The sequence below is a fragment of the Desulfovibrio desulfuricans DSM 642 genome (assembly GCF_000420465.1).
Taxonomy (GTDB): Bacteria; Desulfobacterota; Desulfovibrionia; order Desulfovibrionales; family Desulfovibrionaceae; genus Desulfovibrio; species Desulfovibrio desulfuricans.
In genome coordinates, this window is record NZ_ATUZ01000016.1 from 113,350 (window position 1) to 137,067 (window position 23,718).

General features: G+C 58.1%; 14 protein-coding genes. 7 read left to right on the plus strand and 7 right to left on the minus strand.

Features of this window, described 5'->3' with window-relative positions:
* Positions 1-157 precede the first annotated feature (157 nt).
* From G449_RS16985 to G449_RS0111790, 4 genes are all read left to right on the plus strand, one after another.
* Positions 158-2,521: a type I secretion system permease/ATPase gene (locus G449_RS16985; protein WP_022659516.1), complete on the plus strand. Its 2,364-nt coding sequence runs from the start codon at positions 158-160 to the stop codon at positions 2,519-2,521.
* Positions 2,522-2,594: 73 nt separating this feature from the next.
* Positions 2,595-4,556 carry an HlyD family type I secretion periplasmic adaptor subunit gene (locus G449_RS0111780; RefSeq protein ID WP_108702587.1) on the plus strand — a complete coding sequence of 654 codons (1,962 nt, stop codon included), beginning with the start codon at positions 2,595-2,597 and terminating at the stop codon, positions 4,554-4,556.
* 160 nt (positions 4,557-4,716) lie between these two features.
* Positions 4,717-6,852: an HD domain-containing phosphohydrolase gene (locus G449_RS16990; RefSeq protein WP_034605638.1), complete on the plus strand. Its 2,136-nt coding sequence runs from the start codon at positions 4,717-4,719 to the stop codon at positions 6,850-6,852.
* Between the two features lie 18 nt (positions 6,853-6,870).
* Positions 6,871-8,148, plus strand: a complete 1,278-nt coding sequence (locus G449_RS0111790; protein WP_027180960.1) for a glycosyltransferase — start codon at positions 6,871-6,873, stop codon at positions 8,146-8,148.
* Positions 8,149-8,220: 72 nt separating this feature from the next.
* Here G449_RS0111790 and G449_RS16995 read toward each other — a convergent pair whose 3' ends face one another.
* Together G449_RS16995 and G449_RS0111805 are read right to left on the minus strand one after the other, a co-directional pair.
* Complete coding sequence (locus G449_RS16995; RefSeq protein ID WP_022659518.1) at positions 8,221-9,846, minus strand: putative bifunctional diguanylate cyclase/phosphodiesterase; 1,626 nt, start codon at positions 9,844-9,846, stop codon at positions 8,221-8,223.
* A gap of 318 nt (positions 9,847-10,164) precedes the next feature.
* Positions 10,165-11,271 carry a pyridoxal-phosphate-dependent aminotransferase family protein gene (locus tag G449_RS0111805; RefSeq protein WP_022659520.1) on the minus strand — a complete coding sequence of 369 codons (1,107 nt, stop codon included), beginning with the start codon at positions 11,269-11,271 and terminating at the stop codon, positions 10,165-10,167.
* A gap of 748 nt (positions 11,272-12,019) precedes the next feature.
* Between G449_RS0111805 and G449_RS0111810 the strand changes: the two genes are divergently transcribed.
* Positions 12,020-13,576, plus strand: a complete 1,557-nt coding sequence (locus G449_RS0111810; protein ID WP_022659521.1) for an outer membrane homotrimeric porin — start codon at positions 12,020-12,022, stop codon at positions 13,574-13,576.
* A gap of 524 nt (positions 13,577-14,100) precedes the next feature.
* Here the strand turns inward: G449_RS0111810 and hcp are convergent.
* From hcp to G449_RS0111835, 5 genes are all read right to left on the minus strand, one after another.
* Positions 14,101-15,726: a hydroxylamine reductase gene (gene hcp / locus G449_RS0111815; RefSeq protein WP_209819448.1), complete on the minus strand. Its 1,626-nt coding sequence runs from the start codon at positions 15,724-15,726 to the stop codon at positions 14,101-14,103.
* A gap of 60 nt (positions 15,727-15,786) precedes the next feature.
* Positions 15,787-16,140: a cupin domain-containing protein gene (locus tag G449_RS0111820; protein ID WP_022659523.1), complete on the minus strand. Its 354-nt coding sequence runs from the start codon at positions 16,138-16,140 to the stop codon at positions 15,787-15,789.
* Positions 16,141-16,303: 163 nt separating this feature from the next.
* Positions 16,304-16,993: a Crp/Fnr family transcriptional regulator gene (locus tag G449_RS17000; protein ID WP_022659524.1), complete on the minus strand. Its 690-nt coding sequence runs from the start codon at positions 16,991-16,993 to the stop codon at positions 16,304-16,306.
* A gap of 139 nt (positions 16,994-17,132) precedes the next feature.
* Positions 17,133-18,704 (minus strand): polysaccharide biosynthesis/export family protein, encoded by a 1,572-nt coding sequence (locus G449_RS0111830; RefSeq protein WP_022659525.1) that lies wholly within the window; start codon positions 18,702-18,704, stop codon positions 17,133-17,135.
* A gap of 322 nt (positions 18,705-19,026) precedes the next feature.
* Positions 19,027-19,413 carry a DVU3141 family protein gene (locus G449_RS0111835; protein WP_081640553.1) on the minus strand — a complete coding sequence of 129 codons (387 nt, stop codon included), beginning with the start codon at positions 19,411-19,413 and terminating at the stop codon, positions 19,027-19,029.
* A 308-nt stretch (positions 19,414-19,721) separates the two neighbouring features.
* On the opposite strand from G449_RS0111835, the gene G449_RS0111840 reads away from it, so the two are divergent.
* Both G449_RS0111840 and G449_RS0111845 read left to right on the plus strand, forming a co-directional pair.
* Positions 19,722-20,747 (plus strand): molybdopterin-binding protein, encoded by a 1,026-nt coding sequence (locus G449_RS0111840; RefSeq protein ID WP_342452330.1) that lies wholly within the window; start codon positions 19,722-19,724, stop codon positions 20,745-20,747.
* A 76-nt stretch (positions 20,748-20,823) separates the two neighbouring features.
* Positions 20,824-23,547 (plus strand): molybdopterin-dependent aldehyde oxidoreductase, encoded by a 2,724-nt coding sequence (locus G449_RS0111845; RefSeq protein WP_022659528.1) that lies wholly within the window; start codon positions 20,824-20,826, stop codon positions 23,545-23,547.
* Positions 23,548-23,718 lie beyond the last annotated feature (171 nt).

Sequence of the window (23,718 nt, forward strand, 5' to 3'; positions counted from 1 at the left end):
TTCTTTACCAGGTCGGGATCATTGGCTGACCCATGCGGCGCGCCTTGTGCCCCAGGCCTGTAGAGGGAATCCCCTCGGGGGACGGGATTTGCCGCTCTGCGCGAAGATAACGAAAGGATGATGCTGAGTTATCCCCATCAGCATCAATGGAATATGCATGGATACAATTTCCGCGGATTCAGAAGAAAAGGCACAGCTCACATCACCTGAACAGGAATCCGGCGGCAGCCGGGCTCCGCAAAAAAAAGCAGACACGGCACCGGAGCAAGCCTCCAGCCTTGCAGGACACAACTCAACCCAGGTACCGCGCGCAGCGCCGACCATGGGGCCGTTGCGGCCTTCAGACGTGGACTTTATGCCCGGCTTGTTGCGCAGCCTTTCGGTCTTGATGCGCCTGCGCGGGCGGGTAGTGTCGCCGCATGTGCTCATGGCCGGGCTTTCGGGCAGCAAGGTAACGCCTCAGGCCTGCCTGCGGGCGGCCCGCAAGGCTGGGCTGGCCGGGCGTATCGCCTATCGCCCTGATATCGCAGATATCCCAGGCCTTGTGCTGCCGTGCATTCTGTTGCTCTCCCACGACCGTTCGTGCGTGCTCACAGCCCTTGACGGCGACATGGCCGAGGTGATTTTTCCCGAAACCAGCGAAAGCACGCAGTTGGTGCCAGTAGAGGCATTGACGGACGAATACTCCGGCTATGCGCTCTTTGCAGCAGTGGAAGCCGCGCCGGATGACCGTTCCGAACGTCTCAGTATTGCCCGAGGCAAGCGCTGGTTCTGGGATGTGCTGCGGTATTACGCGCCCATCTACAGGCACGTGGCCCTGGCCAGCGTGGTCATCAACCTCATTGCCGTGGGCAGCCCGCTGTTTGTCATGAATGTCTATGACCGTGTGGTTCCCAACAATGCCATAGAAACATTGTGGGTTCTGGCCAGCGGCATCTGCATTATCTACATGTTCAATTTTCTGCTTTCGGCGCTGCGCACGCATTTTGTGGATGTGGCGGGCCGCAATGCGGATATCGTTCTTTCCAGTTCGCTGGTGGAAAAGGTGCTTTCCATGCGGCTGGATGCCAAGCCCGAATCCACGGGGGCGCTGGTGAACAACCTGCGCGAATTTGAGCAGTTGCGCGAATTTTTCAGTTCCTCAAGTCTGCTTGCCTGCATTGACCTGCCTTTTCTGGTTATTTTTCTGCTGCTTACGGCCTTCATTGGCGGCCCTATGGTGCTGCTGTCCATTGGGGCAATGCCCATCATGATCGGCATTGGCCTGCTGCTTCAGCACCGTTCGCGCATGAGCGCCGAGGCCAGCTACAAGCAGAACATGCAAAAAAATGCTTTGCTGGTGGAAATTGTGGGCGGGCTGGAAACGCTCAAGTCCTGCATGGCCGAAAGCCGCATGCAGAAGCTGTGGGAATCTGTGGTAGGCCTTTCGGCCCGCTCCAACAGTGAATCCCGCAAGTATAACAATCTTGCGGTCACATCTTCCATGCTTATTACCCAGCTGGTTACTGTGGCCATGGTGGTGTGGGGCGTGTACCGCATATCTGATGGCCTCATGACCATGGGCGCGCTTATCGGCTGCAATATTCTGGTGGGGCGCACAATGGCTCCGCTGCTCCAGATGGCCTCCCTGCTGACCCGTATGCAGAATTCGCATGTGGCCCTCAAGGCGCTGGACATGCTGATGATGCTGCCTTCTGAAAATCAGGCGGAAAAAACCTGCATGGATTTTGGCATGCTGCGGCCTTCGTTCTCTCTTGAAGGCGTTTCATTTGCCTACCCCCGGCAGGAGCGCCTGGCTCTGGAGCATGTTTCACTACGCATTGAGCCTGGTGAGCGCGTGGGCATTATCGGGCCCATGGGATCAGGCAAAAGCACGCTGTCAAAGCTCCTCATCGGCCTTTACCAGCCCAAGGAAGGGGCGGTGAAGTTTGGCGACGTGGACATCAGGCAGATTCCCAGCATGGAACTGCGTGGCCGCGTGGGTGTACTGCCGCAGGATGTGGTGCTCTTTTACGGCAGCATTCGCGACAACATTGCCCTGGGGGACCCCACCATCAACGATCACCTCATTCTGCGCGCCGCCTCCCTGGCTGGCGTCACAGACTTTTTGCGCAACAATCCCGCTGGCTTTGCCGCGCAGGTGGGCGAGCAGGGCAAGGCGCTTTCTGGCGGGCAGCGTCAGGCGGTGGCCTTGGCGCGCGCTTTGGTGCGCGACCCTGAGGTGCTCATTCTGGACGAGCCCACCAGCAATATGGACACGGATTCAGAACTGCTGCTGCAAAAAAGGCTGCAATCGGTCATTGGCGGGCGCACCCTTGTGCTTGTGACCCACCGGCTCTCCATGCTGCGCATAGTGGATCGGCTCATTGTTATGGAAGGCGGACAGATCAAGCTGGACGGCCCTCGCGATGCTGTATTGCAGAGCCTGCGCGACCGCTCGAAAAAGAACGTGACCAATGTGCAGCAGACCGCCCCGCCGAAAAAGTCTGCGGACGCCTTTGCCCATGCCGCCAACGCCTGAAAAATTCGGCTTTGCTGAAGACCTTGGCTTTTTGTTTTGAAATGACCGCCCAGCGGTTTTTGGAGAAGGGCGCATGCAGTTGCCACAGAAAACTATGGATATGACCGGGGCTGAAAATCAGCCAGAACATAAAGCAGGGGCGCAATGCGGCACGTCAAAGCCCGATGTGCTCCTGCCCCCTGGCGTGGAGCCTTCGGTCTTTCCGCAGCCGGGCGGCATGCCGGGCATGCCCTTTGGCTCACATTTTTCACGGCCCAATATTGACGCGCCCCTGCCCGCCATGCCCGGCAGCGATAACATGCTGGAACCTGCCGCTGATTCTGGCGCAGCCGCCCCCATTGGGTCAGGCCCGGATGCTGGCGCTGGCCGATTACCTGATCTGGATGCGCTGATGGCCGATCTGGGCCAGAATGCCGGAGACATGCAGCCCATGGGGCTGGATGCTGCCGCCGCCAAAAAGAAAGAACCGAGCAATCTTGAGCTTTTTTTGCGTCAGTTGCTGCTGGGCGGGGAGCACGAACAACACCCGGATAAAAGCCTGCGGCAGTCGTTGCATGAAACTGTAGACAGAATTTTGGGCAAAGGCGGTCAGCAGGGAGCTGGCGGCATGTCGGGCGCTCAGCAGCAGGGCAATCCCGGCCTGTTCGCAGCCATGGACGCGCCCCTGCGCGGCCTGACGCCCGATGATATCCTTTTTGCCAACGAAGTGGACGCAGCCCTCGCCCGGCGGCCCAAGTTCGGCGTGCGCGCGCTGTCCATCAGCGTTGGCGCGTTTTTTTTGTGCCTGATCATTTGGGCGGCTGTTGCCAGCGTGGATGAAGTGACCCATGCGGAAGGTTCGGTTGTTGGTTCGCAGCGTACCCAGACCATCCAGAACCTTGAGGGCGGCATTCTGCGCGCAGTGCTTGTGCACGAAGGGCAGATTGTGGACAAGGGGGCGGTGCTGGCGCAACTGGACAATGAGATGGCCGAAAGCGCCTACCGCGACGCCGTAAACAAGGCCATGGAAAACAGCCTCGCCATCATCCGCCTTGAAGCCGAGATCAAGGGCGACAAGCCTGTTTTTCCAGAAAATTTTGACATGTGGGCAGAAAAAGTCATTGGCCGCAGGGTTGAGGCTGGCATGCTGGGGCGCATCCACCAGATCGTTCAGGATCAGGAAAATGCCTGGCACAGCCGCCGCGATCAGCTCAATGCGGAAATTGATGTTTTGCAGTCCCAGTATGTGCAGCGCCTGCATGATGTGGAAGAACTGACGGCCCGCAAGGTGCAGCTTGACCGCAGCCTCGAGCTTTCCATCGAGCAAAAGAATACTGCCTACGCCCTTGTGCAGCGCAACAACTTTTCCAAGCTGGAATACCTCGGCATGCAGCAAAAGGTTGTGGAATTGCAGGGCCAGATAGATTCTCTTGCCGCCACAATCCCCAAGGCCAAGGCCGCTGCGGACGAGTCCAAGCAGCGCATAGCATCCCGCAGGGCCGAGCAGATTGCGGCGGTTACTGACGAGATCAACAAACGCAGGCAGGAACTCAATTCACTGCGCGAAAATCTTTCGGCAGGGCGCGACCGCGTAACCCGCACAGAACTGCGCGCTCCTGTGCGCAGCACGGTCAAGCAGATATACATTTCCACCGTGGGCGGCGTGGTCAAACCCGGAGAACCCATCATGGACCTTGTGCCGCTTGACGACACACTGGTGGTGGAAGCCAAGGTCAAACCGCAGGATGTGGCCTTTCTGCGCCCTGGGCAGAATGTCATGGTCAAGGTTTCAGCCTATGATTTCTCCATTTACGGCGGGATTGAAGGCAAGCTTGAATCTATCAGCGCCGATACCATTGAAGACAAAAGGGGCGAGCATTTTTATCTTGTAAAGATCCGCACCCAGAAAAACGCCATTGTCTACCATAATGAATCTCTGCCCATTATGCCGGGCATGGTGGTGACGGCAGACATTATGATCGGCAAAAAAACCGTGCTGGATTATCTGCTCAAGCCCATTCTCAAGGCCAAGCAGAATGCCCTGCGCGAGCGGTAGAGCGAAAATGCGGGCGGGCATGCCTATCCTGCCGCAAGCCAGCATTTTCAGTGTTCAATGATTCAGAAATCGGCGCAGTCTGGGGCAAGCCGTTCGGGCATGTACCCTCTGGGTTATTATACAGGTTTATCGAGACGCGCAGCCCGATGAAGGAAAATATATGGCACCCCAAGAACTGACTCTCCCAGGCGTAGCCCAGCGCAACCGCAAGGCGGCGCTGACCATGTCGGCACTGTTTGTGCTGGCGCTCTGCCTGATTTTTATTTTTGCACGTTGGTATCTGCATGATTCGCGCGCCCAGCTGCTGCGTGAAATGGGACAGGACATGAACTCCCAGGCCTCGGGCAAGGTGGCCCTGCTCACCGTGTGGTCTGGCACCCTTGCCGGTCAGGTAAATATTTTTGTCACGCAGGATATGCTGCGGCTTTTCGCCGCAGAGGTTGCCAGTGCGGGTGTGCCCGCCACGGATATGCTGCAGATGGCCCGGCAAAGCCAGAATGGGGCCGAAGCGGATACGATGCCCCCGGCGGGCACTGCCAGCAACAGTGACCCCCTGAAAAAAATTGCCCCGCGCCTTCCGTTGATGGTCGACTATCTCAGCGACTTCATGGAGAAAAACAGCTTCAGCGGCGCGAGCCTGGTTAACACAGACATGCAGATGTACCTCGCCCCGGAAGGAGTGCAGCCGCCTGATGAGGAGCAGAGGCCCTATTTGCAGCAGGCCCTGAACAGCAAACAGCCTGTTCTCATGCCTGTGCGGCGTGAAAACGGCAGGCTTGTCATGGATATGGCCTTTCCCATTTTTGCGCCTTTGTATGTGGATTCAACCGGCGACAGGGTGGTTTCCCTGTTGCTGGCCACCTACAGCGTCTTGCCTGTAACCGCTGCGGCAACGGGCGAAGCGGGCAATGGCAGCCAGTACAATACATTTATTCTTCAATCCTTTGGTGAAAAGCTGCAACGCATTGCACCTACCGAAGTGTCGGGCGTGTCAGATTTGCCCGGCTGGTCGCTGCATGATGAAAAACTGCCGCTTGGCACACGTATTGATCCCGGCCTGCCGGAAGGCGAGCGCGAGATATACGGGCTTGCCCTGCCCGTGCCCAACCTGCCCTGGCTTGTGGAGCAAACCTTGCCCGTGAGCCGTATTGATGAAAGATTTGCCGGCATAAAGCAGAACGTTGTTGTGGCTTCACTGATCATGGCTGCGCTGGTTGGCGGCCTGCTGGCCGCCCTGTGGTGGAGCCTTGTGAGCCGTAACGAGCGCGCCGTGGCGGAGCAGATGCACAAGCTCTATCTGGTGGTCAACCAGCAAAAGCAGATCATGGACGGCGTAAATTCCGCCCTGTCGGCAGGCATCGTGCTCAACGACCTGAACGGCGTCATCCATTACGCCAACCAGAGCTTTGCCCGTTTGTGCGGCAGGGAAAAAGCCACGGAACTGCGCGGGCTGAAATATTCCGAGCTGGATATGGAGCTTGCCCGCAGCCTTGTAACCCACACGCTGGCCGTACACAGGGCGGGTGAACCCTTCAGCTTTGCCGAAGCCCTTCTGGTGGATGGCAAGCTGCGCTATTACCTTACCTCCTGCACTCCGTTTCGGGATGAAAACGGGCGCCTCTCGGGCATGGTCTCCGTGTACAGCGACATGACGGATATTGCTGTGGCGCAGCAGCGTTCGCAGCAGATGGTCGCCCAGACCGTCAACGCTTTCGTCAAGGCCATCGAGGCCGTTGACACCTATCTGCGCGGGCAGTCGGCCTTTACGGCGCAACTGGCGGTTTCTCTGGCCTGCGGGCTTGGCCGCAACGATGCGGAAACCCTTGCCACCCTGCGCACGGCAGCCAATCTTTCGCATGTGGGCATGATCCAGCTGCCCAAGGATCTGCTCACCAAGACAGGCGCACTCTCGGCGCAGGAACGGGCTTTGCTGCAACAGCATGTGGAATTTGCCCGCGAGGCCCTGGCAGACATCGACTTTGGCCTGCCGGTGCTGGAGGCCATCACCCAGATGTACGAGCGCCTGGACGGCAGCGGCTATCCCCTTGCCCTGAATGATGGGGCCATCTGTCTGAACGCCCGTATTCTGGCGGTTGCCAATACCTTCTGCGCGCTTATGCGGCCACGCTCCTACCGCGAGGCGCACAGTACGGAAGATGCCCTGAATATTCTGTCCGAAACTCCGCCCAAGTATGACGCCACCGTTGTTGGCTCTTTGCGGGCTTTTCTGGAAACAGAGCCGGGTATGGTTTTTCTGGAGCATTTGCTTGGCGATCCGCAGCCAAACAGCGCCTAATAGGTACAGGGGTTAACAATGCGCATTCTTTTTCTGAATTCTGTTTTTCCTGGTCGCTTTCGTTCTCTTGCCCAGGCCTTTGGCGCATCCCAGAACAATACCGTGCTGTTTCTTGCAGAAACCGGGCAAAAACTTGCTATTCCCGGTGTGCGGCGGCTGCGTCTGGCGCCGCCTGCACCCTATGAAAGCGATGACCCGGCAGAAAAGGAAATCGTAACGCGCCTGCGGCGTGGCGCGCGGGCGGGCAATGCCCTGCTGTCGCTGCGGAGAAACGGTTTTGTCCCAGATATTATCTGCGCTGCGGCAAGCATGGGCGGCAGCTTTTACGTGCGCGACATCTTCCCCAAGGCTTTTTATGTGGCTCAGGGCGACTGGTTTTACAACAACGGCGAGAGCCACTGCTTTTTTACGCGTGGCAACCCTCGCCCCCCGGCGGATTTTGCCCCCCTGCGGGTTTCCAATCTGTGGGAATACAACGCGCTGGGCGAATGCCAGCTTGCCGTTACCTCCTCCCTCTGGCAGCGCGCCCAGTATCCCCCCGCGTTGCAACGCGACATAAAGGTTGTGCCCAGCGGCATCAACACTCGCTTTTTTTTGCCCGGCGAGGAAAAAAAGGATGGCGATGCCACCGGCGATGGCGTTGCTGATTCCTGGGGATGCGCAAGCAATGAGCTGGTGACCTTTTGCGGCCCCATGCACGATCCCGCGCGCGGCTTTGACCAGTTTCGCAAGTGCCTGCCGCGTCTGCTTGAATTGCGCCCAAACTGTCTGGTGGTGCTGGCCTGGCTTGATATTGCCCAGACCGGGCGCAAGCAGAATGGCGGCGCAGATACGCCAGCCGAATGCTCCGAGACCGGCAAGGCCATGCGCCGCGCGGTGGATATTCTGGGCATTGACCAGAGCTTCCGGGCGCGTGTGCACCTGCTTGGCGCGCGTTCGCTCAAGGAATACCGGACCATGCTGCAACATTCCACCGCCCATGTGTATCTGGCGGCGCCGCATGTGTTTTCCACCGGTTTGCTTGAGGCCATGGCCTGCGGCTCACTGGTCGTGGCATCAGACACGCCTCCCGTGCGCGAAGTGGTGCAGGACGGCGTAAACGGCTTTTTGTGCGACTTCTGGGATCATGAAAACATGGCGCAAAAACTGGCCGATGTGCTGGCGCGGGCTCCGCAGCTGGGACATGTGCGGCGTAATGCGCGGCAGACTGTGCTGCGCTCGTATGACGCGGATGTGCAGACGCGCAGATTTATGGATCTGATCAGCGCAAGCATGAAGACCCGGGCAGAAGGCTGACATCAGGCCAGCCGGGACGGCCTTGCTGCACCGGGCGGTATGCTGCGCGGGGCTGACCGGCAATAGTCCGGCTTACAACCCCTGCATGGCGAGCCTTGCTTCAAATTCGTGCGAAGGCTCAGGTTTGGCGTAAAAAAAGCCCTGCGCCGTGTAGCAGCCCAGCTTCATGATGATGGCAGACTGTTCTGCTGTTTCCACCCCTTCGCTGATGACATTCATGCCAAGATCCGAAGCCAGGCGAATGATATTGCCAAGCACTATCTGCGCCCGTTGCCCCGGCAGGTCGCGCTGGATGAAGCTGCGATCAATCTTGAGGCAGTCCGCGTCAAGCATCTGCACAATACCCAGGGACGAATAGCCTGCGCCAAAATCGTCAATGGCCGTTTTAAAGCCCATTTCCTTCAGTTGAACGATCTGTAGCCAGACAGCTTCAGGGTTGTTCATGATGGCGCTTTCGGTGATTTCCACTTCCAGCAGGTGGTGCGGCACGGAATAGCGGTCGGCAATATCCGCAAGCCGCTGGGTAAAGTGGGGACGGTCAAAATGCAGCCGCGAAAAATTGCATGAAACAGAATGCAGCGGAAGGTTGCGCGTCTTCCAGCTGCGCAGGTTGCGGCAGGCCTGCTCAAATACAAAAAAATCAATGGACGTCACAAGGCCGTTGCGTTCAAACATGGGGATAAAACTGCCCGGCAGCAGCATTCCCCGTGAGGGATGATCCCACCGCACCAGCGCCTCGCTGCCAGTAATTGCTCCTGTGCGCATGTTCACCTTGGCCTGATACCACACCTGCATTTCACCGTTGGTCAGGGCGTCCTCCAGCTTGCCGTTCAGTTCATGGCTCAGCAAAGCTTCCTGCCGCATATGCTCGTTGTAGAGCACCATGGGCATGCCGGACGAACGTTTGGCTTCCAGCCGCGCATAGTTGGCCAGATCCAGCATAAGCTGCACGTCCCTTTCCTGCTCCCTGGGTACGCGGTAGGCTCCGTAGACGGTGCGCACTGTGTAGGGCAGCGCCTGACTACGCCGCCATTCGTCCAGTTCCCTGTCCATTTCGCGGACCCTGCCCGAAAGCTGCTCCCATGTATCAAACCGCAAGAGCAGAACAAAGAGGTCAGAGGATATTCTGGCACAGCACTCTTCTGGAAGGATGTTACGTTGCAAAACCGCCGCGTAGGCCTGTAACAGCCTGTCGCCCATACCAAATCCGAACTGGTCGTTGATTGTCTTGAACTGGCAGATATCACCGGAAAGCAGCATGTAGTCAGAGGTGACCTGGGTGGTTATGAGGCTGTCGCACAGCACCTTGAATTTTTCCATGTTGGGCAGGCCGGTCAGTTCATCCTTGTTCATCTGGGCTTCCATACGGCAGATGCGGCTGCACTTGGAACCCAGGCAGTAGAACAGAAAGATGATGACGCCCAGGAAAAAGGCAATGAGGCCGCCAATAACCTGGAAAGGATGCTTCCGAACGGCGCAGTCTATGCACTGGTCCATACGGGCTGCAAGGGAGTGCTCTTCTTCCGGCGGGTACACCGGCAAGCCTGCCTGATCGTTGAATGGAGAGGTTGATACGGCTGCGGAGGATGCATCCTGCGCGGTTGTGGAATCTGCGGCTGCCTGCGCTGGCATCAGGCTCGCAAAAAGGCAGCAGAGCAGGAGCATCAGCGGGGAAAGGCGGAGGCGAAGTGTCTTCATGTGACGGTGTCCTCGGTCTTCCTGGCGTAGGTGCTGCCAATGGTTGCGAGTGTCCCCATATTAGGCTGTTTGGCTACGGCCGGGAGCATGCCGGAGTCACGGACGGCCTTTGCATTCTGCGCCAAAGGGAGATGATGCATTCAATATAGGGTGCTGCTCGCGAAAAAGTCAAACGCTTCCACGGAGTACGGAGTCATCACCGAAAGAAGGCCTGCCGCTTCGGGAGGCGGAGGCCGCGGTACGCGTTTTGCCCCCCGGCTGTCAACCTGAACGCAATCAGGGCACAGGCATGGGCCGGGGGGCAGGGAATATAAAGGATTACAGGCAGGCGGCAACTGCCGCCACAAGGCGGTCAATAGGTTCTTCGCGCGCGCCTTCGCCCATGACGCCAACGCGCAGCACCTTGCCAGCCAGGGCGCCAAGGCCGCCAGCCACTTCAATTTTGTGATCCTTGCGCAGGCTGGCGCGCAGGGCATTGGCGTCCACGCCTTCGGGCGGCACAAACAGGTTGACCTGGGGCGCGGCCCCTTCAGTCACATAGGGCTTGAAGCCAAGCTTGCCCATTCCCAGTTTGAGCCTTTCGTGCATGGCCTGATGCCGCGCAAACGAGGCCTCAAGGCCCTCGACCAGCAGGTTGTCCAGGGCTTGATGCAAGCCATAATACATATTGATGGGGGCGGTATGGTGATAGGTACGCGGTGTGCCTTCCCAGTATTTGCGGATAAGCGGCACATCCAGATACCAGTTGGGGATCTTGGTTTTGCGGCGCGCCATGGCCTCCATTGCTGCCTCGGAAAACGAGGCGGGTGCAAGACCGGGAGGAGTGGAAAGGCATTTTTGCGAACCGCTGTAAAAAGCGTCGATGCCCCATTCGTCCACGCGTACATCCACACCGCCCAGACCGGCCACGCTGTCCACCAGAAAAAGCGTATCGCTGTTTTTGACCAGCGCGCCGAGTTCGGCCACAGGATTGTTCACGCCGGTGGATGTCTCGGCATGCACCACGGCAAGAATCCTGTATTTTTTCTGCGCCAGCTGTTTCTTCACTGCGTCCACAGAGATGGGCGCGCCCCACGGGCATTCCACAGTGTCTACCAGCGCGCCAAGGCGCGAGGCCACTTCAACCATACGCGAGCAGAACAGGCCGTTGTTGACAATAAGCACGTTGTCGCCGTGTTCCACCAGATTGACAAAGCAGGCTTCCATACCTGCGGAGCCTGTGCCTGAAATGGGAAACGTCACGGCATTGCGCGTTTTGCACACAGCGCGAAGCTGCTCTTGCAGGGCGTCCATAACCTTGATGCAGTCAGGGTCAAGATGCCCGAGAGTGGGCAGGCTCATGGCCTCAAGCACGTTGGCCGCAACCGGGCTGGGGCCGGGGGCCATCAGAAGCACATGGTCCAGTGTTCCGAAAACCGTGGTCATGACAATCTCCTGGTTTGTGTGGGGGCCTGCGCTGGCAGGTCCATGCCGGGCGCTTGCTGCGACGGCGGATAGAGAACGCTACCACGCATGGAAATGTTTCGGAACCGTCTTGCGGGGGGCGTGCCCGGCATTGTGGAACGGTGTACTTTTTGGGGTGAACCGCTCGACTGTCAGGTGTGTGTGGGTGCAGAAGGGGCGGTACGCTCGAGGCCCACAGTAAGGCACTTGCCGCCTGCACTTTTTAAAACCCTTGTGGTTCCCCGTGGATGCTGCCAGCTAGAAGCGTGGTTCACCAGAAGGCCTGACCTGATTGCACAGTCTGCGGCCATGCGCATTTTTGGAGATTGCGCATGGCCGTTTTGCGTTTTTGAGATAATGCTTGCCGGGAGCGGCCATGATTTGCCTTTGCAGCGGCAGAGGCGGGGGGTGAAAAAAATTTTAACCGGCATCCCTCTGACAGATTGTAAGCCAGCAGCGCGGAAATTTGGCTGCGTTCTGCAAAAAAATGACACTGTGACAGGTATGTGTCAGAAATTTTTTTTATATCTAGAGTTTGTTTAACCTGCTTAAATATAGATAAATATGCAATATTGAGCCAAAGTTGCTCTTTTTTGGTAAAAATTTTTGCACGATAGGGCTTGCAAAGTGTTTAGGCCTTCCATATATTCACACCGAAGCGGGAAACCGCTCCATAGGCGTTTGTATGAAACCATAGTCCCAAGCGGGGCAAAAGAAAGGAAGGATAACCATGAAAAAGATCGCTACTCTTCTGTTGGCGGCCGGCCTTGTGTTCGGCGCTGCCACGGGCGCCAGCGCCATCGACTTCAAGGCCAAGGGCCAGTGGCTCATGAGCTTCGACTACGGCCAGAACGGCGGTTTCACCGGCGGTAACGGTAAGACGGGCTTCAACCAGTCCAACAAGGCCTACAAGGGCGAAGACGAATTTGAAGCTCGTCAGCGCGTTCGTCTGCAGTTGGACGCCGTGGCTTCTGAAGCCCTGTCCGGCACCGTGTTCTTTGAAATCGGCGACCAGACCTGGGGCCGTTCCGACCAGGGCGGTTCCCTTGGCGCTGACGGCAACAACGCTGTCGAAGTGAAGAACGCCTACATCGACTGGCTCGTTCCCCAGACCGACCTGAAGATCCGCATGGGCATTCAGGGCATGGCTCTGCCCAGCTTCACCACCGGCAGCAACATCTTCAACGATGACGTGGCCGGCATCACCGCCTCCTACCAGTTCAACGAAACCGTTGGCGTGACCGCCCTGTGGGCCCGTCCTTACAACGACAACTACAGCAACAGCTTTGACCACAACAGCAACCGCACCAACTACATGGACAACATGGACGTGTTTGCCCTGCTGGTGCCTCTGACCTTTGATGGCGTGAAAGTGACCCCCTGGGCCATGTACAGCGCCATTGGTCCCAATACCTTCCGCAAAGAAGGCTACAACAACTACTACGGCAACGTTACCGGTACCAGCAACAAGTATCCTGCCGCTGGCATGATCCCCGTTGGTGGCGCCCTGCATAAGGACGGCACCGCCAGCACCAAGGCCATGGGCACCTACGGCAACGCCGTGTGGGCTGGCCTGACTGGCGAAGTGACCGCGTTTGATCCCTTCCGCTTCGCGTGGGATTTCAACTACGGTTCCGTCTCCTATGAAGACAGCCGCGCCAACCGCGCTGGCTGGCTGGGTTCTTTGCTGTTTGAATACAAGCTTGATTGGGCCATCCCCGGCTTGTACGCTTGGTACGCTTCCGGCGACGACAGCAACCCGTCCAACGGTTCCGAACGCATGCCTTCCATCAGCGTGAACAACAACAACAACGGCTTCTCTGACTTCGCCTTCAACGGCGGACCCATGATCGGCCGCGAAGCCATCCTCGGCTACGACATGTCCGGCACCTGGGGTATCGGCGCCCGCTTGAAGGATATGAGCTTCATCGAAAACCTGAAGCACACCTTCCGCCTGAACCTCATCGGTGGTACCAACAGCACGACCATGACCCGTTACCTTACTGGTCGTAATACTGCTTACCAGGCCATCACCACCCAGGGTCCCAACTCCCAGCAGGCCGGTATGAACCCCTTGTACATGACCACCAACGACACCGCGTTGGAAATTGGTCTGTCCAACGAATACAAGATGTATGACAACTTCACCGTGGCTCTTGACGCGGCCTACATCGCCACCTGGCTTGACCAGTCCAAGGGCGTGTGGGGCACCAGCAAGATGAACGGCCGTAGCGACCAGGAACGTGATCCCTGGAACGTGAACGTCCGTTTCGTGTACTCCTTCTAAGAGTACCTAGCCTTACGATTAAAAGGGGAGCCTTCGGGTTCCCCTTTTTTGTTGCCCGGCACGCAGGACGCTTCTGCAAGCCCGCAGCGTTAGTCATGATAGCTGCTGTGCCCCTACTTGTTTTATCCTTGCTCCTCATCTCGCGGTGTCCCCAAAGTGTATTGATGCGCTGCTGTTTCTCGGTATTGCATTCTATTGATTCTGGATGCTTGCAACTTGAGGGTTGATACAGTTCGGGAATCGGGTAGTGGTGCGTAGTATGAAACGTCAGTGGCCCCGCAATTCCCCACGACGTTTCTCTATTTTTTGTACACGAGCGTCATATGCATTAACCTGGGACATCCAGGTTGCCTGTCATCATGCTGTGCCCTCTCCGGTTGGTGCATTTGCTGCGGCACGATCAATAGCAACTGCGCATATGACCCAGCCGTATGAACGCCAAAAGGCGGCGCACCCGTTACAGATGCGCCGCCTTTTGTATGCAGGGAGCGGCAGGGCAATCTGCCGCCCCTTTGAACCGGGGATTAACCGAAGAAAGCCTTAAGGTCGTCCTGCGGAGTGCTGATGCCGCCGATGCCGAACTGCTCCACCAGCACCTTGGCCACGTTGGGCGAAAGGAAAGCAGGCAGCGTGGGTCCAAGGTGGATGTTCTTCACGCCAAGGGCGAGCAGGGCCAGCAGTACGATAACAGCCTTCTGTTCGTACCAGGCAATGTTGTACACGATGGGCAGGTCGTTGATGTCGGCGAGGCCAAACACTTCCTTGAGCTTCAGAGCCACCACGGCCAGAGAGTAGGAATCGTTGCACTGACCGGCGTCAAGCACACGGGGGATACCGCCGATATCGCCGAGGTCAAGCTTGTTGTAACGGTATTTTGCACAACCGGCGGTAAGGATAACGGTATCCTTGGGCAGGCCTTCGGCAAATTCGGTGTAGTAGGAGCGGCCCTTGGCGCGGCCATCGCAGCCAGCCATGACCACAAACTTTTTGATGGCGCCAGACTTCACAGCGTCAACAACCTTGTCGGCCAGGGCCAGCACCTGATTGTGCGCAAAGCCGCCCACAATCTCGCCGGTCTCAATTTCCGTGGGGGCCGGGCAGGTCTTGGCGTGAGCGATAATGGCCGAAAAGTCCTTGTGTTCGCCGATTTCGCCGGGGATGTGCTTGCAGCCGGGGAAGCCCACAACGCCTGTGGTGTACACGCGGTCTTTATAGCTGTCCTTGGGCGGCACAAGGCAGTTGGTGGTCAGCAGGATGGGGCCGTTGAAGGTGTCAAATTCTTCCTTCTGCTTCCACCACGCGTTGCCGTAGTTGCCCTTGAAGTGGCTGAACTTCTTGAAAGCGGGGTAGTAGTGGGCGGGCAGCATTTCGGAGTGGGTGTACACGTCCACGCCCGTACCTTCGGTCTGCTCGAGCAACATCTGCAGGTCGCGCAGATCGTGGCCGGAAATCAGGATGCCGGGGTTGGTGCCCACGCCAATGTTGACCTTGGTGATCTCGGGATTGCCGTAGGTACCGGTGTTGGCGGCATCAAGCAGAGCCATAACGCTTACGCCCTTGTTGCCGGTTTCAAGGGTCAGGGCCACGAGATCGGCCACGGAAAGGCTGTCGTCCAGGGTCTTGGCCAGAGCTTCCTGCAGGAAGTTGTCCACGGCGGGATCATGCTTGCCCAGCACATCGGCATGCTTGGCATAGGCGGCCATGCCCTTGAGGCCAAAGGTCACGAGCCAGCGCAGGGAACGAACATCGTCATCGCTTGTGGCAAGAACGCCCACAGTAGCAGCCTTGGCGAGCATGGCGGCTTTGTCGTCCGCTTCCCACAGGGCAGCTTCGGCCAGCCCGTCGCGCGAGCCAAGCTCGGCCATCAGGGCTTTCTTGGCGGCACAGGTCTTGCGCACGCGCTCGGCGATCATGTCATCGTCAAAGTTGGCATTGGTGATGGTGCAGAAAAGGTTGCCCACGACCATGCGGTCGATTTCGTGGTTCACGGTCTTGCCCAGGGCGCGCACTTTGGTGGCAACCTGCGAAAGGCCTTTGGTCACATATACCAGCACGTCCTGAAGGCCGGCTGTTTCGGGCTTTTTGCCGCATACGCCCACCTGGGTGCAGCCTTTGTTGCCCACGGTTTCCTGACACTGATAGCAGAACATGGCGTTACTCATGGGATGTCTCCTGATACTCCGCAAAGCGGAGGCTGGGGGGTGATCCGCCTATGCGGGGGTCTTGGGGGTAGGAAAAACAACGGTAAGCAGCATCTTGAAGCGCTCTTGCGCGCGTACAGAGTGCGGCTGACCGGCGGGCATGATAATAACTTCACCCGCCTGCACGGTATGTGACTGGCCGCTGATGGTTACCTGCGCCGAGCCTTCGAGCACGAGAACCATGGCATCGCCCGTGGAGGTGTGGGCGCTGATTTCTTCGTTGGCGTCAAAGGCAAACAGGGTGATGCCCACAGAGGCGTTTTGGATAAGGGTCTTGCTGGCGATCTGGCCAGGCTGGCACTCGACCTGCGCGGCCAGGGGCAGCGCTGCGGCGAATTCAAGGTTCTTGAGAATGTGGTCCATGAGGCCCTCCTTGTGTTGACGATTCCGTTCTATCAAGGCTGGGACAATGGTTCTGTAACAAATGTTACGGATGCTCAAGAAAATGAAAATATTTTTGGCGCGGGAGGAAAAAGGAGGCGATGTGCAATAACCTGAAATAACTTATGAAAAATAATAAATTCAATCAGGCCGGGAAATATTCGCACAAAAAATTCAGTGAGGCTATGTCAGGCACGCGAATGCTTCTACCCTCCATTTGCAGAAGGCCTTCGTCGCGCATGGCTGCGAGTTCGCGCGAAAGTGAGGGGCGGGTTACACCCAGAAAATCAGCCATCTGTTCACGGTTCATTGCCAGTGAAACCATGCCGTCAGGGCGGCGGTGTTCCAGCAGCAGGGCTGCAAGTTTGCGCCGCAAACTGCCGGAAGACAGCAGTGAAATGCGGCGTGTAAGAAAAAAAGCCTTGTGCGCAAAAATGCCGAGCATGTTGCGGATCATGCGTGAATGGACGGAGCAGGCTTTTTCGCAGGTGGCGTAGAAGAACCGGGCGGGTATGCCCAGTACGCGCACAGGGGTTTCGGCCAAGACGCTACAACCATAGCTTGGGCGGCCCAAAAAAACGTGCACCTCGCCAAACAGGTCGCCGGGTGCGTCCACGCGCGCCATGACGGCGCGTCTGCCTTCGGTTGATTCCCGGCACACGTTCACCGCACCCTCCAGCAGCACATACAGCCTTTGCGGCGGGTCGGATTCTGCAAAAATCAGCGCGCCCTTGCCGTGGTGTTCTTCAAATGCGCCGCTGCATGCAAGGCACATGCGCGCCTCCTGTCCGGTCATTCCAGAAAACAGGGGGGATGCTTCCAGGGCGCGTTCCATGTATTCCTCTTGTAGATTCTGCATACCTTGCATGGACCATAACCCATATCCAGCTTGTGACGCAACCGCACGTTTGCACCCTGCGCGGATGAAATAAAAAAGGGGGCAAAAGCCCCCTTCTGATGAATTACGTAAAAGCTTACAATGATGGCATGCCCAGCAGCAACCGGGCGGAAACAACCACCTGCATGATAACCTGGGTGATGTCCTTGACTGCCTGCATATTTTTGGATTCCACCTTGGGCAGTACCATTACCTGATCGCCGGGCAGGATATCATCGCCGTTCTGCGACACCGAGCCGTTCTGGTGCAGCACCAGAACCTTGTCGTGGTCTGCGCGGTTGGTGTAACCGCCAGCTCCCTTGATGTAGTCGTCCACATCCTTCTTTTTGCCCCACAGCATGGCCTGCGGCATCATGACCTCGCCGCTTACCAGCACCACGTCGCTCTTGGGCGGGATCACAATGATATCGCCGTCTTCCAGTGAGAGGTCGGCCTTGTCAGGCCCGCCGTCAAGCACAACCACGCCTTCCGGTTCCACGCTCTTGGCCCGCTCCACAAATTTGGAGACCATCTCCGCCTCCTTGGCGCGGATGGCTGCTTCATCCGCGCTGGCAGAGGAAGCCGTGAGGGCTGTTTCCTCCAGTCTGCGCAGGGAATCTGCAATGGCCTTTTTCTGTCGGGCGGCAACGCTCTTGCGTTTGATGTACATGGCCTGAAGGTTGGCGCGGCCAGGCTCCACGGCAATAAAGTTCTTCACTTCCTGCAAACGGGCGCCGCGCCGCACGGGAAAGCGCGAAGCCCCGCGCACTGCGCCCTGCACCTCAACCATCATGGTATTGCCGGGCGCATCAGCAATAAACTGCACCTGATCGCCGTCTTCAAGCATCAGGTTGCGCAGTTCCTTGAGCGGCAGATAGGTGCTGTAAGGCGCGCCGTTGCGGGTGCCGGAAAGGGCGATGTGCGAGGCGCTGTTTTGAGGTTCGGCCAGTTCAATCAGGGCCGTGCCTGTGGATTTTCCCTTGGGAAATTCAAATTTTGCGGAGGTGCGCACCGCGCCGATGGCCGTAATGGTGGGGCCTTTGTCGCCCACCACAAGCGTGTCGCCTTCCTGCACGCGCACTGCGGGCAACACGCCCTTGCGGGCAAAGGGGTAGAGGTCGAGGCTGGCAACGGCCTTGCCGTCACGCATCAGGCGGATGTCACGATAACTGCCGCGCATGGGGTCAAGGCCTCCGGCCTTGTCCAGAAAGCTCAGCAACGGGTCGCCGGGGGTGCCGGTGTAACGTCCAGGTCTGGCAACGCCGCCGGTGACAAAAACGGCCACAGGCCGGGCATCCAGAGGCGCAGCATAAATCTGCGCATCACCATGGCCGTTGGCGGCAAGTTTGCTGCGCAAGGCTTCGGCCAGCTTGTCGTAGCCAAGGCCAGCCACGGGTATGGCCCCCACCTCCGGTACGTCCAGATGCCCGTCGGCGGCTACAGTCAGTGTGCTGTCCACCTTGAGGTCGCCGCCCCACAGGCGCAGCACCACCCGGTCGCCCGGTGCGATGATGGAGGCGTCTTTGGCGTCCTTGGCGGTGTCCTTGCTCTGCGAAAAATTGCCCTGAAACAGGTTGGCAGCGTAGGGCTGGGGTGCATTTTCGGCCTTGACCGCGCTGGACAGGGCGAAAAAGATCAGCAGAAAAGTGAAAATAGTTCTGTGCGACATGGCAGTGTTGATGCAATGGATTCGGGCTTGCATGGCCCCCAGAGGTGGTTCCGCAAACAGGCTGTATGGCCCCAGGGTTCCGTAGTCAATATCCTCGTAATGCCTTGTATCTCCAGTATCTGGAGGCCTTGCGGCCTGCTCGGTTCATGCCGGGTCAACAGGGCTGCGAGACTGCAACTGCAACAAGGAAAGCGCACGGGCGTGGTATTCGCCGTGCGCTTCCATAAATAATCACATTTGCCCGGTTTAGCCAGAGGCAATGCACCCTTGATCGTTTTTTGCCAAAGGGCCTGCTGGCAAAAAAGCCGGAGTCTCGGTCTTGCTACTGCGAAAGACCCTGTCCCCACACTCGCGGGGCCATGATCCAGCGGCCTTTGTCGTCTTTGCAGATGACAATAACTTCCGCTTCACGCTGGCCCGAAAGTACGGTGCCGCGTTTGCAGTCCTCGCCTTTGGCCGAGGTGAAAAGTTCGTCCAGGCTCACGCGCACCCCCTTGCCAAAATCAGGGTCGTCAACAGTAGCGGTTTCTCCCACTGCGGAGACGATCATGAAGCCAGTGACAGGGCCGGGGGGCGTTTCGGGCTGGGCCGGAGCCCCGCCGAAGCCGCACCCGCCGAGCAGCAGGGCCGTAAGAACCGCCAGACCGGAAAGGCCCAGGCGGCTTTTGCCGGGCAGAGCCATCGGCCAATGAGCTGAACGCGTTTGCATGGCATTTCCTTTTAATGGCTGCCGTATTTTTTGGTAAATACAGCGGCTTTTTCCCTTCCCTCTCGCAAAGAAACGCGCGGCTGTCAATGCCGCACGAATTTGAGACCTTGGCTCAGTATTTGCCCTGGGGATAATAGTCACGCTTTTTGCAAAAAACAGGAATTTATCTGTTGATACCATTTAAAGCCAGATGGTTAGCAAAAGCACAATTAATAAATAACGAATTTTATTTTGCAATTTGTTGTAAGGGTGGTATTTTATGCACAATCTAGAAGTCAGCTTCGGGAGAGGTCATGTCCAAACTGGCAATGAAAACCATCCATGTGCATGACGCCGTGGGCAGTATTTTGTGTCACGACATCACCAGAATTATTCCTGGTGAAAGCAAAGGGCCTGTTTTTCGCAAAGGCCATGTTGTGCGGGAAGAAGACGTGGAGGTGCTGCTGCAGGTCGGCAAAGAGCATCTTTATGTTTTTGAATCCCTGCCCGGCATGGTTCACGAAAATGATGCCGCCGCGCGTGTTATTTCTGCCGTTTCCGGCGGCAACCTGACATGCACGGAACCCAAGGAAGGGCGTATTGACCTCAAGGCTGCCTGTGACGGGTTGCTGCGGGTGGATGTGCCTGTTCTCAACCGTATAAACAGCCTTGGCGAAATTTCTGTCGCAACCATCCACACCATGCAGCACGTAACCAAGGGGCGCTCGGTAGCGGGAGCCCGCGTGGTGCCGTTGATGATTGAGGATGAAAAATTGCGGCAGCTTGAATCGTTCGTCGACGGGCCAGTCGTTGAAGTTCTGCCGCTGCGCCGCGCCAGGGTTGGCGTGGTCACAACAGGCAGCGAAGTGTTTTACGGGCGCATTCAGGATGCCTTTGGCCCTGTGCTGCGCAAAAAGTTTGTCGCTCTGGGCAGCACGGTGGTGGGGCAGACCCTTACCAGCGACGAAGTGCCCATGACTGCCGGAGCGATCAGGGATTTTCTCGAACAAGGTGCTGATTTTATTGTGGTAACAGGCGGAATGTCTGTTGACCCTGACGACCGTACGCCAACCGCCATCCGCGCTTCCGGAGCGGAGGTGGTCAGCTATGGCGCGCCGGTGTATCCGGGCGCCATGTTCCTTCTGGCCTATGCCCAGGGGGCGGCAGGCCGGGTGCCCGTGTTGGGGCTGCCCGGCTGCGTCATGTACCACAAGGCCAGTATTTTTGATCTCGTTGTGCCGCGCCTGCTGGCCGGCATTGAGGTAACGGCTGCCGATGTGGCGGCATTGGGGCACGGGGGCTTTTGCTCCCAGTGTGAAGAATGCCGCTATCCGATCTGTCCGTTCGGGAAATAGGAGGCGGAAATCTGACCCCGGGCGCGGATTTACCGCGCAGGCATATACCTTTGTTCATCATTAAAAGGAGTCGCGCATGGAAACAAAAACCCTTGTGATTAACGGCATTCCCCGGCGCTTGCTGGCTAACCCTGACGATATGCTTGTGGACGTGCTGCGCGACCAGTTGCAGCTCACCAGTGTCAAAGTTGGCTGCGGCAAGGGCCAGTGCGGTGCCTGCACGGTGATCCTTGACGGCAAGGTTGTACGCGCCTGCGTGGTCAAAATGAGCCGCGTGGCGGAAAACGCCGCCGTGACCACGCTTGAGGGCGTGGGCACCCCCAGCAACCTGCATCCGCTCCAGCATTCCTGGATTTACCACGGCGCGGCCCAGTGCGGTTTCTGTACCCCTGGTTTCATCGTTTCGGCCAAGGCCCTGCTTGATTCCAATCCCAATCCCAGCCGTGAAGACGTGCGCGACTGGTTCCAGAAAAATCACAACGTCTGCCGCTGTACGGGCTACAAGCCCCTGGTGGACGCGGTCATGGACGCAGCCGCCCTCATGCGCGGCGATAAAACGCTGGACGACGTTACCTTCAAGATGCCTGCCGATGGCCGCATCTGGGGCTCCACCATGCCCCGTCCTTCTGCCGTCGCCAAGGTGACGGGCACCGCCGAATTCGGCGCGGACGCGGCGCACCGCCTGCCCGCCAACACCCTGCACCTCGCCATTGCCCAGGCCAAGGTATCCCATGCCAACATCAAGGGCATCGACACCTCTGAAGCCGAAAAAATGCCCGGCGTGTACAAGGTGCTGACCCACAAGGATGTGAAGGGCAGGAACCGCATCACCGGCCTGATCACCTTCCCCACCAACAAGGGCGACGGCTGGGAACGTCCCATCCTTAACGATACCAAAATCTTCCAGTACGGCGATGCGCTTGCCATCGTCTGCGCTGACTCCGAATGCAACGCCCGCGCCGCAGCTGAAAAGGTCAAGTTTGACCTTGAGCTGCTGCCCGAATACATGAGCGCTCCGGAGGCCATGGCCCCGGACGCCATCGAAATCCACCCCGGCACCCCCAACATCTACTATGACCAGATTGAGGAAAAAGGCGCGGATACCGCTCCCTTCTTCAATGATCCGGCAAACGTTGTCGCGGAAGGCGATTACTACACCCAGCGCCAGCCCCACCTGCCCATCGAACCCGATGTGGGCTATGGCTATGTGAACGACAAGGGCCAGGTGGTTCTCCACTCCAAGTCCGTTGCCATCCATCTGCACGCGCTGATGATCGCCCCCGGCCTCGGCCTGGAATTCCCCAAGGATCTCGTGCTGGTGCAGAACACCACGGGCGGCACCTTTGGCTACAAGTTCAGCCCCACCATGGAAGCCCTTGTGGGCGTGGCCGTTATGGCTACCGGCCGTCCCTGTCATCTGCGCTACAACTACGAGCAGCAGCAGAACTACACCGGCAAACGTTCGCCCTTCTGGACGACCGTGCGTTTTGCCGCCAACAAGCAGGGCAAAATTCTTGCCATGGAAACGGACTGGAGCGTTGACCACGGTCCTTATTCCGAATTTGGCGATCTGCTCACCCTGCGCGGTGCGCAGTACATCGGCGCTGGTTACGGCATCGCCAACATTCGCGGCAAGGGCCGCACCGTTGCCACCAACCACTGCTGGGGTGCGGCTTTCCGCGGTTACGGCTCGACGGAATCCGAATTCCCCTCCGAAGTGCTTATGGATGAACTGGCTGAAAAGCTGGGCATGGATCCCTTCGACATCCGCGAGCTGAACTGCTACCGCGAAGGCGATACCAATCCCTCTGGTCAGGTGCCTGAAGTCATGAGCCTGCCCGAAATGTTCCAGAAAATGCGCCCCTACTACGAAGAAGCCAAAAAGACCGTCAAGGCCAAGTCCACCGCCGAAGTCAAACGCGGCGTGGGTATTGCCCTTGGCGTGTACGGCGCTGGCCTTGACGGGCCGGACACCTCCGAAGCCTGGGCCGAACTGAACCCCGATGGCAGCGTAACCGTGGGCAACTCGTGGGAAGATCACGGTCAGGGCGCGGATTCCGGCACCCTGGGTACCGCTCACGAAGCCCTGCGCCCCCTGAATGTCAAGCCCGAAAACATCCATCTGGTCATGAACGACACCAGCAAGACCCCCAATTCCGGCCCTGCTGGCGGTTCGCGCTCCCAGGTTGTCACGGGCAACGCCACCCGCGTGGCCTGCGAAATGCTTATTGAAGGCATGCGCAAGCCCAGTGGCGGCTTCTTCACCTATGAGGAAATGAAGGCCGAAGGCCGCCCCGTGCACTATGACGGCAAGTGGTCTGCTCCGGCCAAGGACTGCGACGCCAAGGGCCAGGGCGAACCCTTTGCCTGCTACATGTACGGTCTGTTCCTTGCCGAAGTGGCCGTTGAGGTCGCGACCGGCAAGACCACGGTTGAAAAGCTTGTGTGCGTGGCCGACATCGGCACCCTGTGCAACAAGCTGGTGGTTGACGGCCAGATCTACGGCGGCTTGGCGCAGGGCGTTGGCCTTGCCCTGACCGAAGACTACGAAGACCTGAAGAAGCACAGCACCCTTGCTGGCGCGGGCGTGCCCACCATCAAGATGATTCCTGACGACATGGAAATCGTCTATGTGCAGACCCCCCGCAAGGCTGGCCCCTTCGGCGCTTCCGGCGTGGGCGAAATGCCCCTTACCGCGCCGCATCCTGCCATCATCAACGCCATCTACAATGCTTGCGGCGCGCGTGTGCGCCACTTGCCCGCCCGCCCCGAAAAGGTGTTGGCGGCCATGCCCAAGTAGCGTAAGATTGCGGTAAACATCTGGAGACACTGGGGAGAATCCTGCTTGAAAAGGGATTCTCCCCATATCCCAGCCCCATGTTTATTCGTCAGGTTTACCGCGCGCCGTTACGGTGTGCAATGTTTTTTGCAGCGGGGCTTTCGGGGGTATCTCTGAAAGCCCTGTTTGTAT

Excerpts from the sequence above, each read along its gene's own strand:
- G449_RS0111845 (WP_022659528.1), top strand. The coding sequence starts at position 20,824 with ATGGAAACAAAAACCCTTGTGATTAACGGCATTCCCCGGCGCTTGCTG.
- G449_RS0111790 (WP_027180960.1), top strand. The coding sequence starts at position 6,871 with ATGCGCATTCTTTTTCTGAATTCTGTTTTTCCTGGTCGCTTTCGTTCT.
- G449_RS0111805 (WP_022659520.1), bottom strand. The coding sequence starts at position 11,271 with ATGACCACGGTTTTCGGAACACTGGACCATGTGCTTCTGATGGCCCCC.
- G449_RS16990 (WP_034605638.1), top strand. The coding sequence starts at position 4,717 with ATGGCACCCCAAGAACTGACTCTCCCAGGCGTAGCCCAGCGCAACCGC.
- G449_RS0111810 (WP_022659521.1), top strand. The coding sequence starts at position 12,020 with ATGAAAAAGATCGCTACTCTTCTGTTGGCGGCCGGCCTTGTGTTCGGC.
- G449_RS0111820 (WP_022659523.1), bottom strand. The coding sequence starts at position 16,140 with ATGGACCACATTCTCAAGAACCTTGAATTCGCCGCAGCGCTGCCCCTG.
- G449_RS0111780 (WP_108702587.1), top strand. The coding sequence starts at position 2,595 with ATGCAGTTGCCACAGAAAACTATGGATATGACCGGGGCTGAAAATCAG.
- G449_RS0111840 (WP_342452330.1), top strand. The coding sequence starts at position 19,722 with ATGAAAACCATCCATGTGCATGACGCCGTGGGCAGTATTTTGTGTCAC.
- G449_RS0111830 (WP_022659525.1), bottom strand. The coding sequence starts at position 18,704 with ATGTCGCACAGAACTATTTTCACTTTTCTGCTGATCTTTTTCGCCCTG.
- G449_RS16985 (WP_022659516.1), top strand. The coding sequence starts at position 158 with ATGGATACAATTTCCGCGGATTCAGAAGAAAAGGCACAGCTCACATCA.
- G449_RS17000 (WP_022659524.1), bottom strand. The coding sequence starts at position 16,993 with ATGGAACGCGCCCTGGAAGCATCCCCCCTGTTTTCTGGAATGACCGGA.
- G449_RS0111835 (WP_081640553.1), bottom strand. The coding sequence starts at position 19,413 with ATGCAAACGCGTTCAGCTCATTGGCCGATGGCTCTGCCCGGCAAAAGC.
- G449_RS16995 (WP_022659518.1), bottom strand. The coding sequence starts at position 9,846 with ATGAAGACACTTCGCCTCCGCCTTTCCCCGCTGATGCTCCTGCTCTGC.
- hcp (WP_209819448.1), bottom strand. The coding sequence starts at position 15,726 with ATGTTCTGCTATCAGTGTCAGGAAACCGTGGGCAACAAAGGCTGCACC.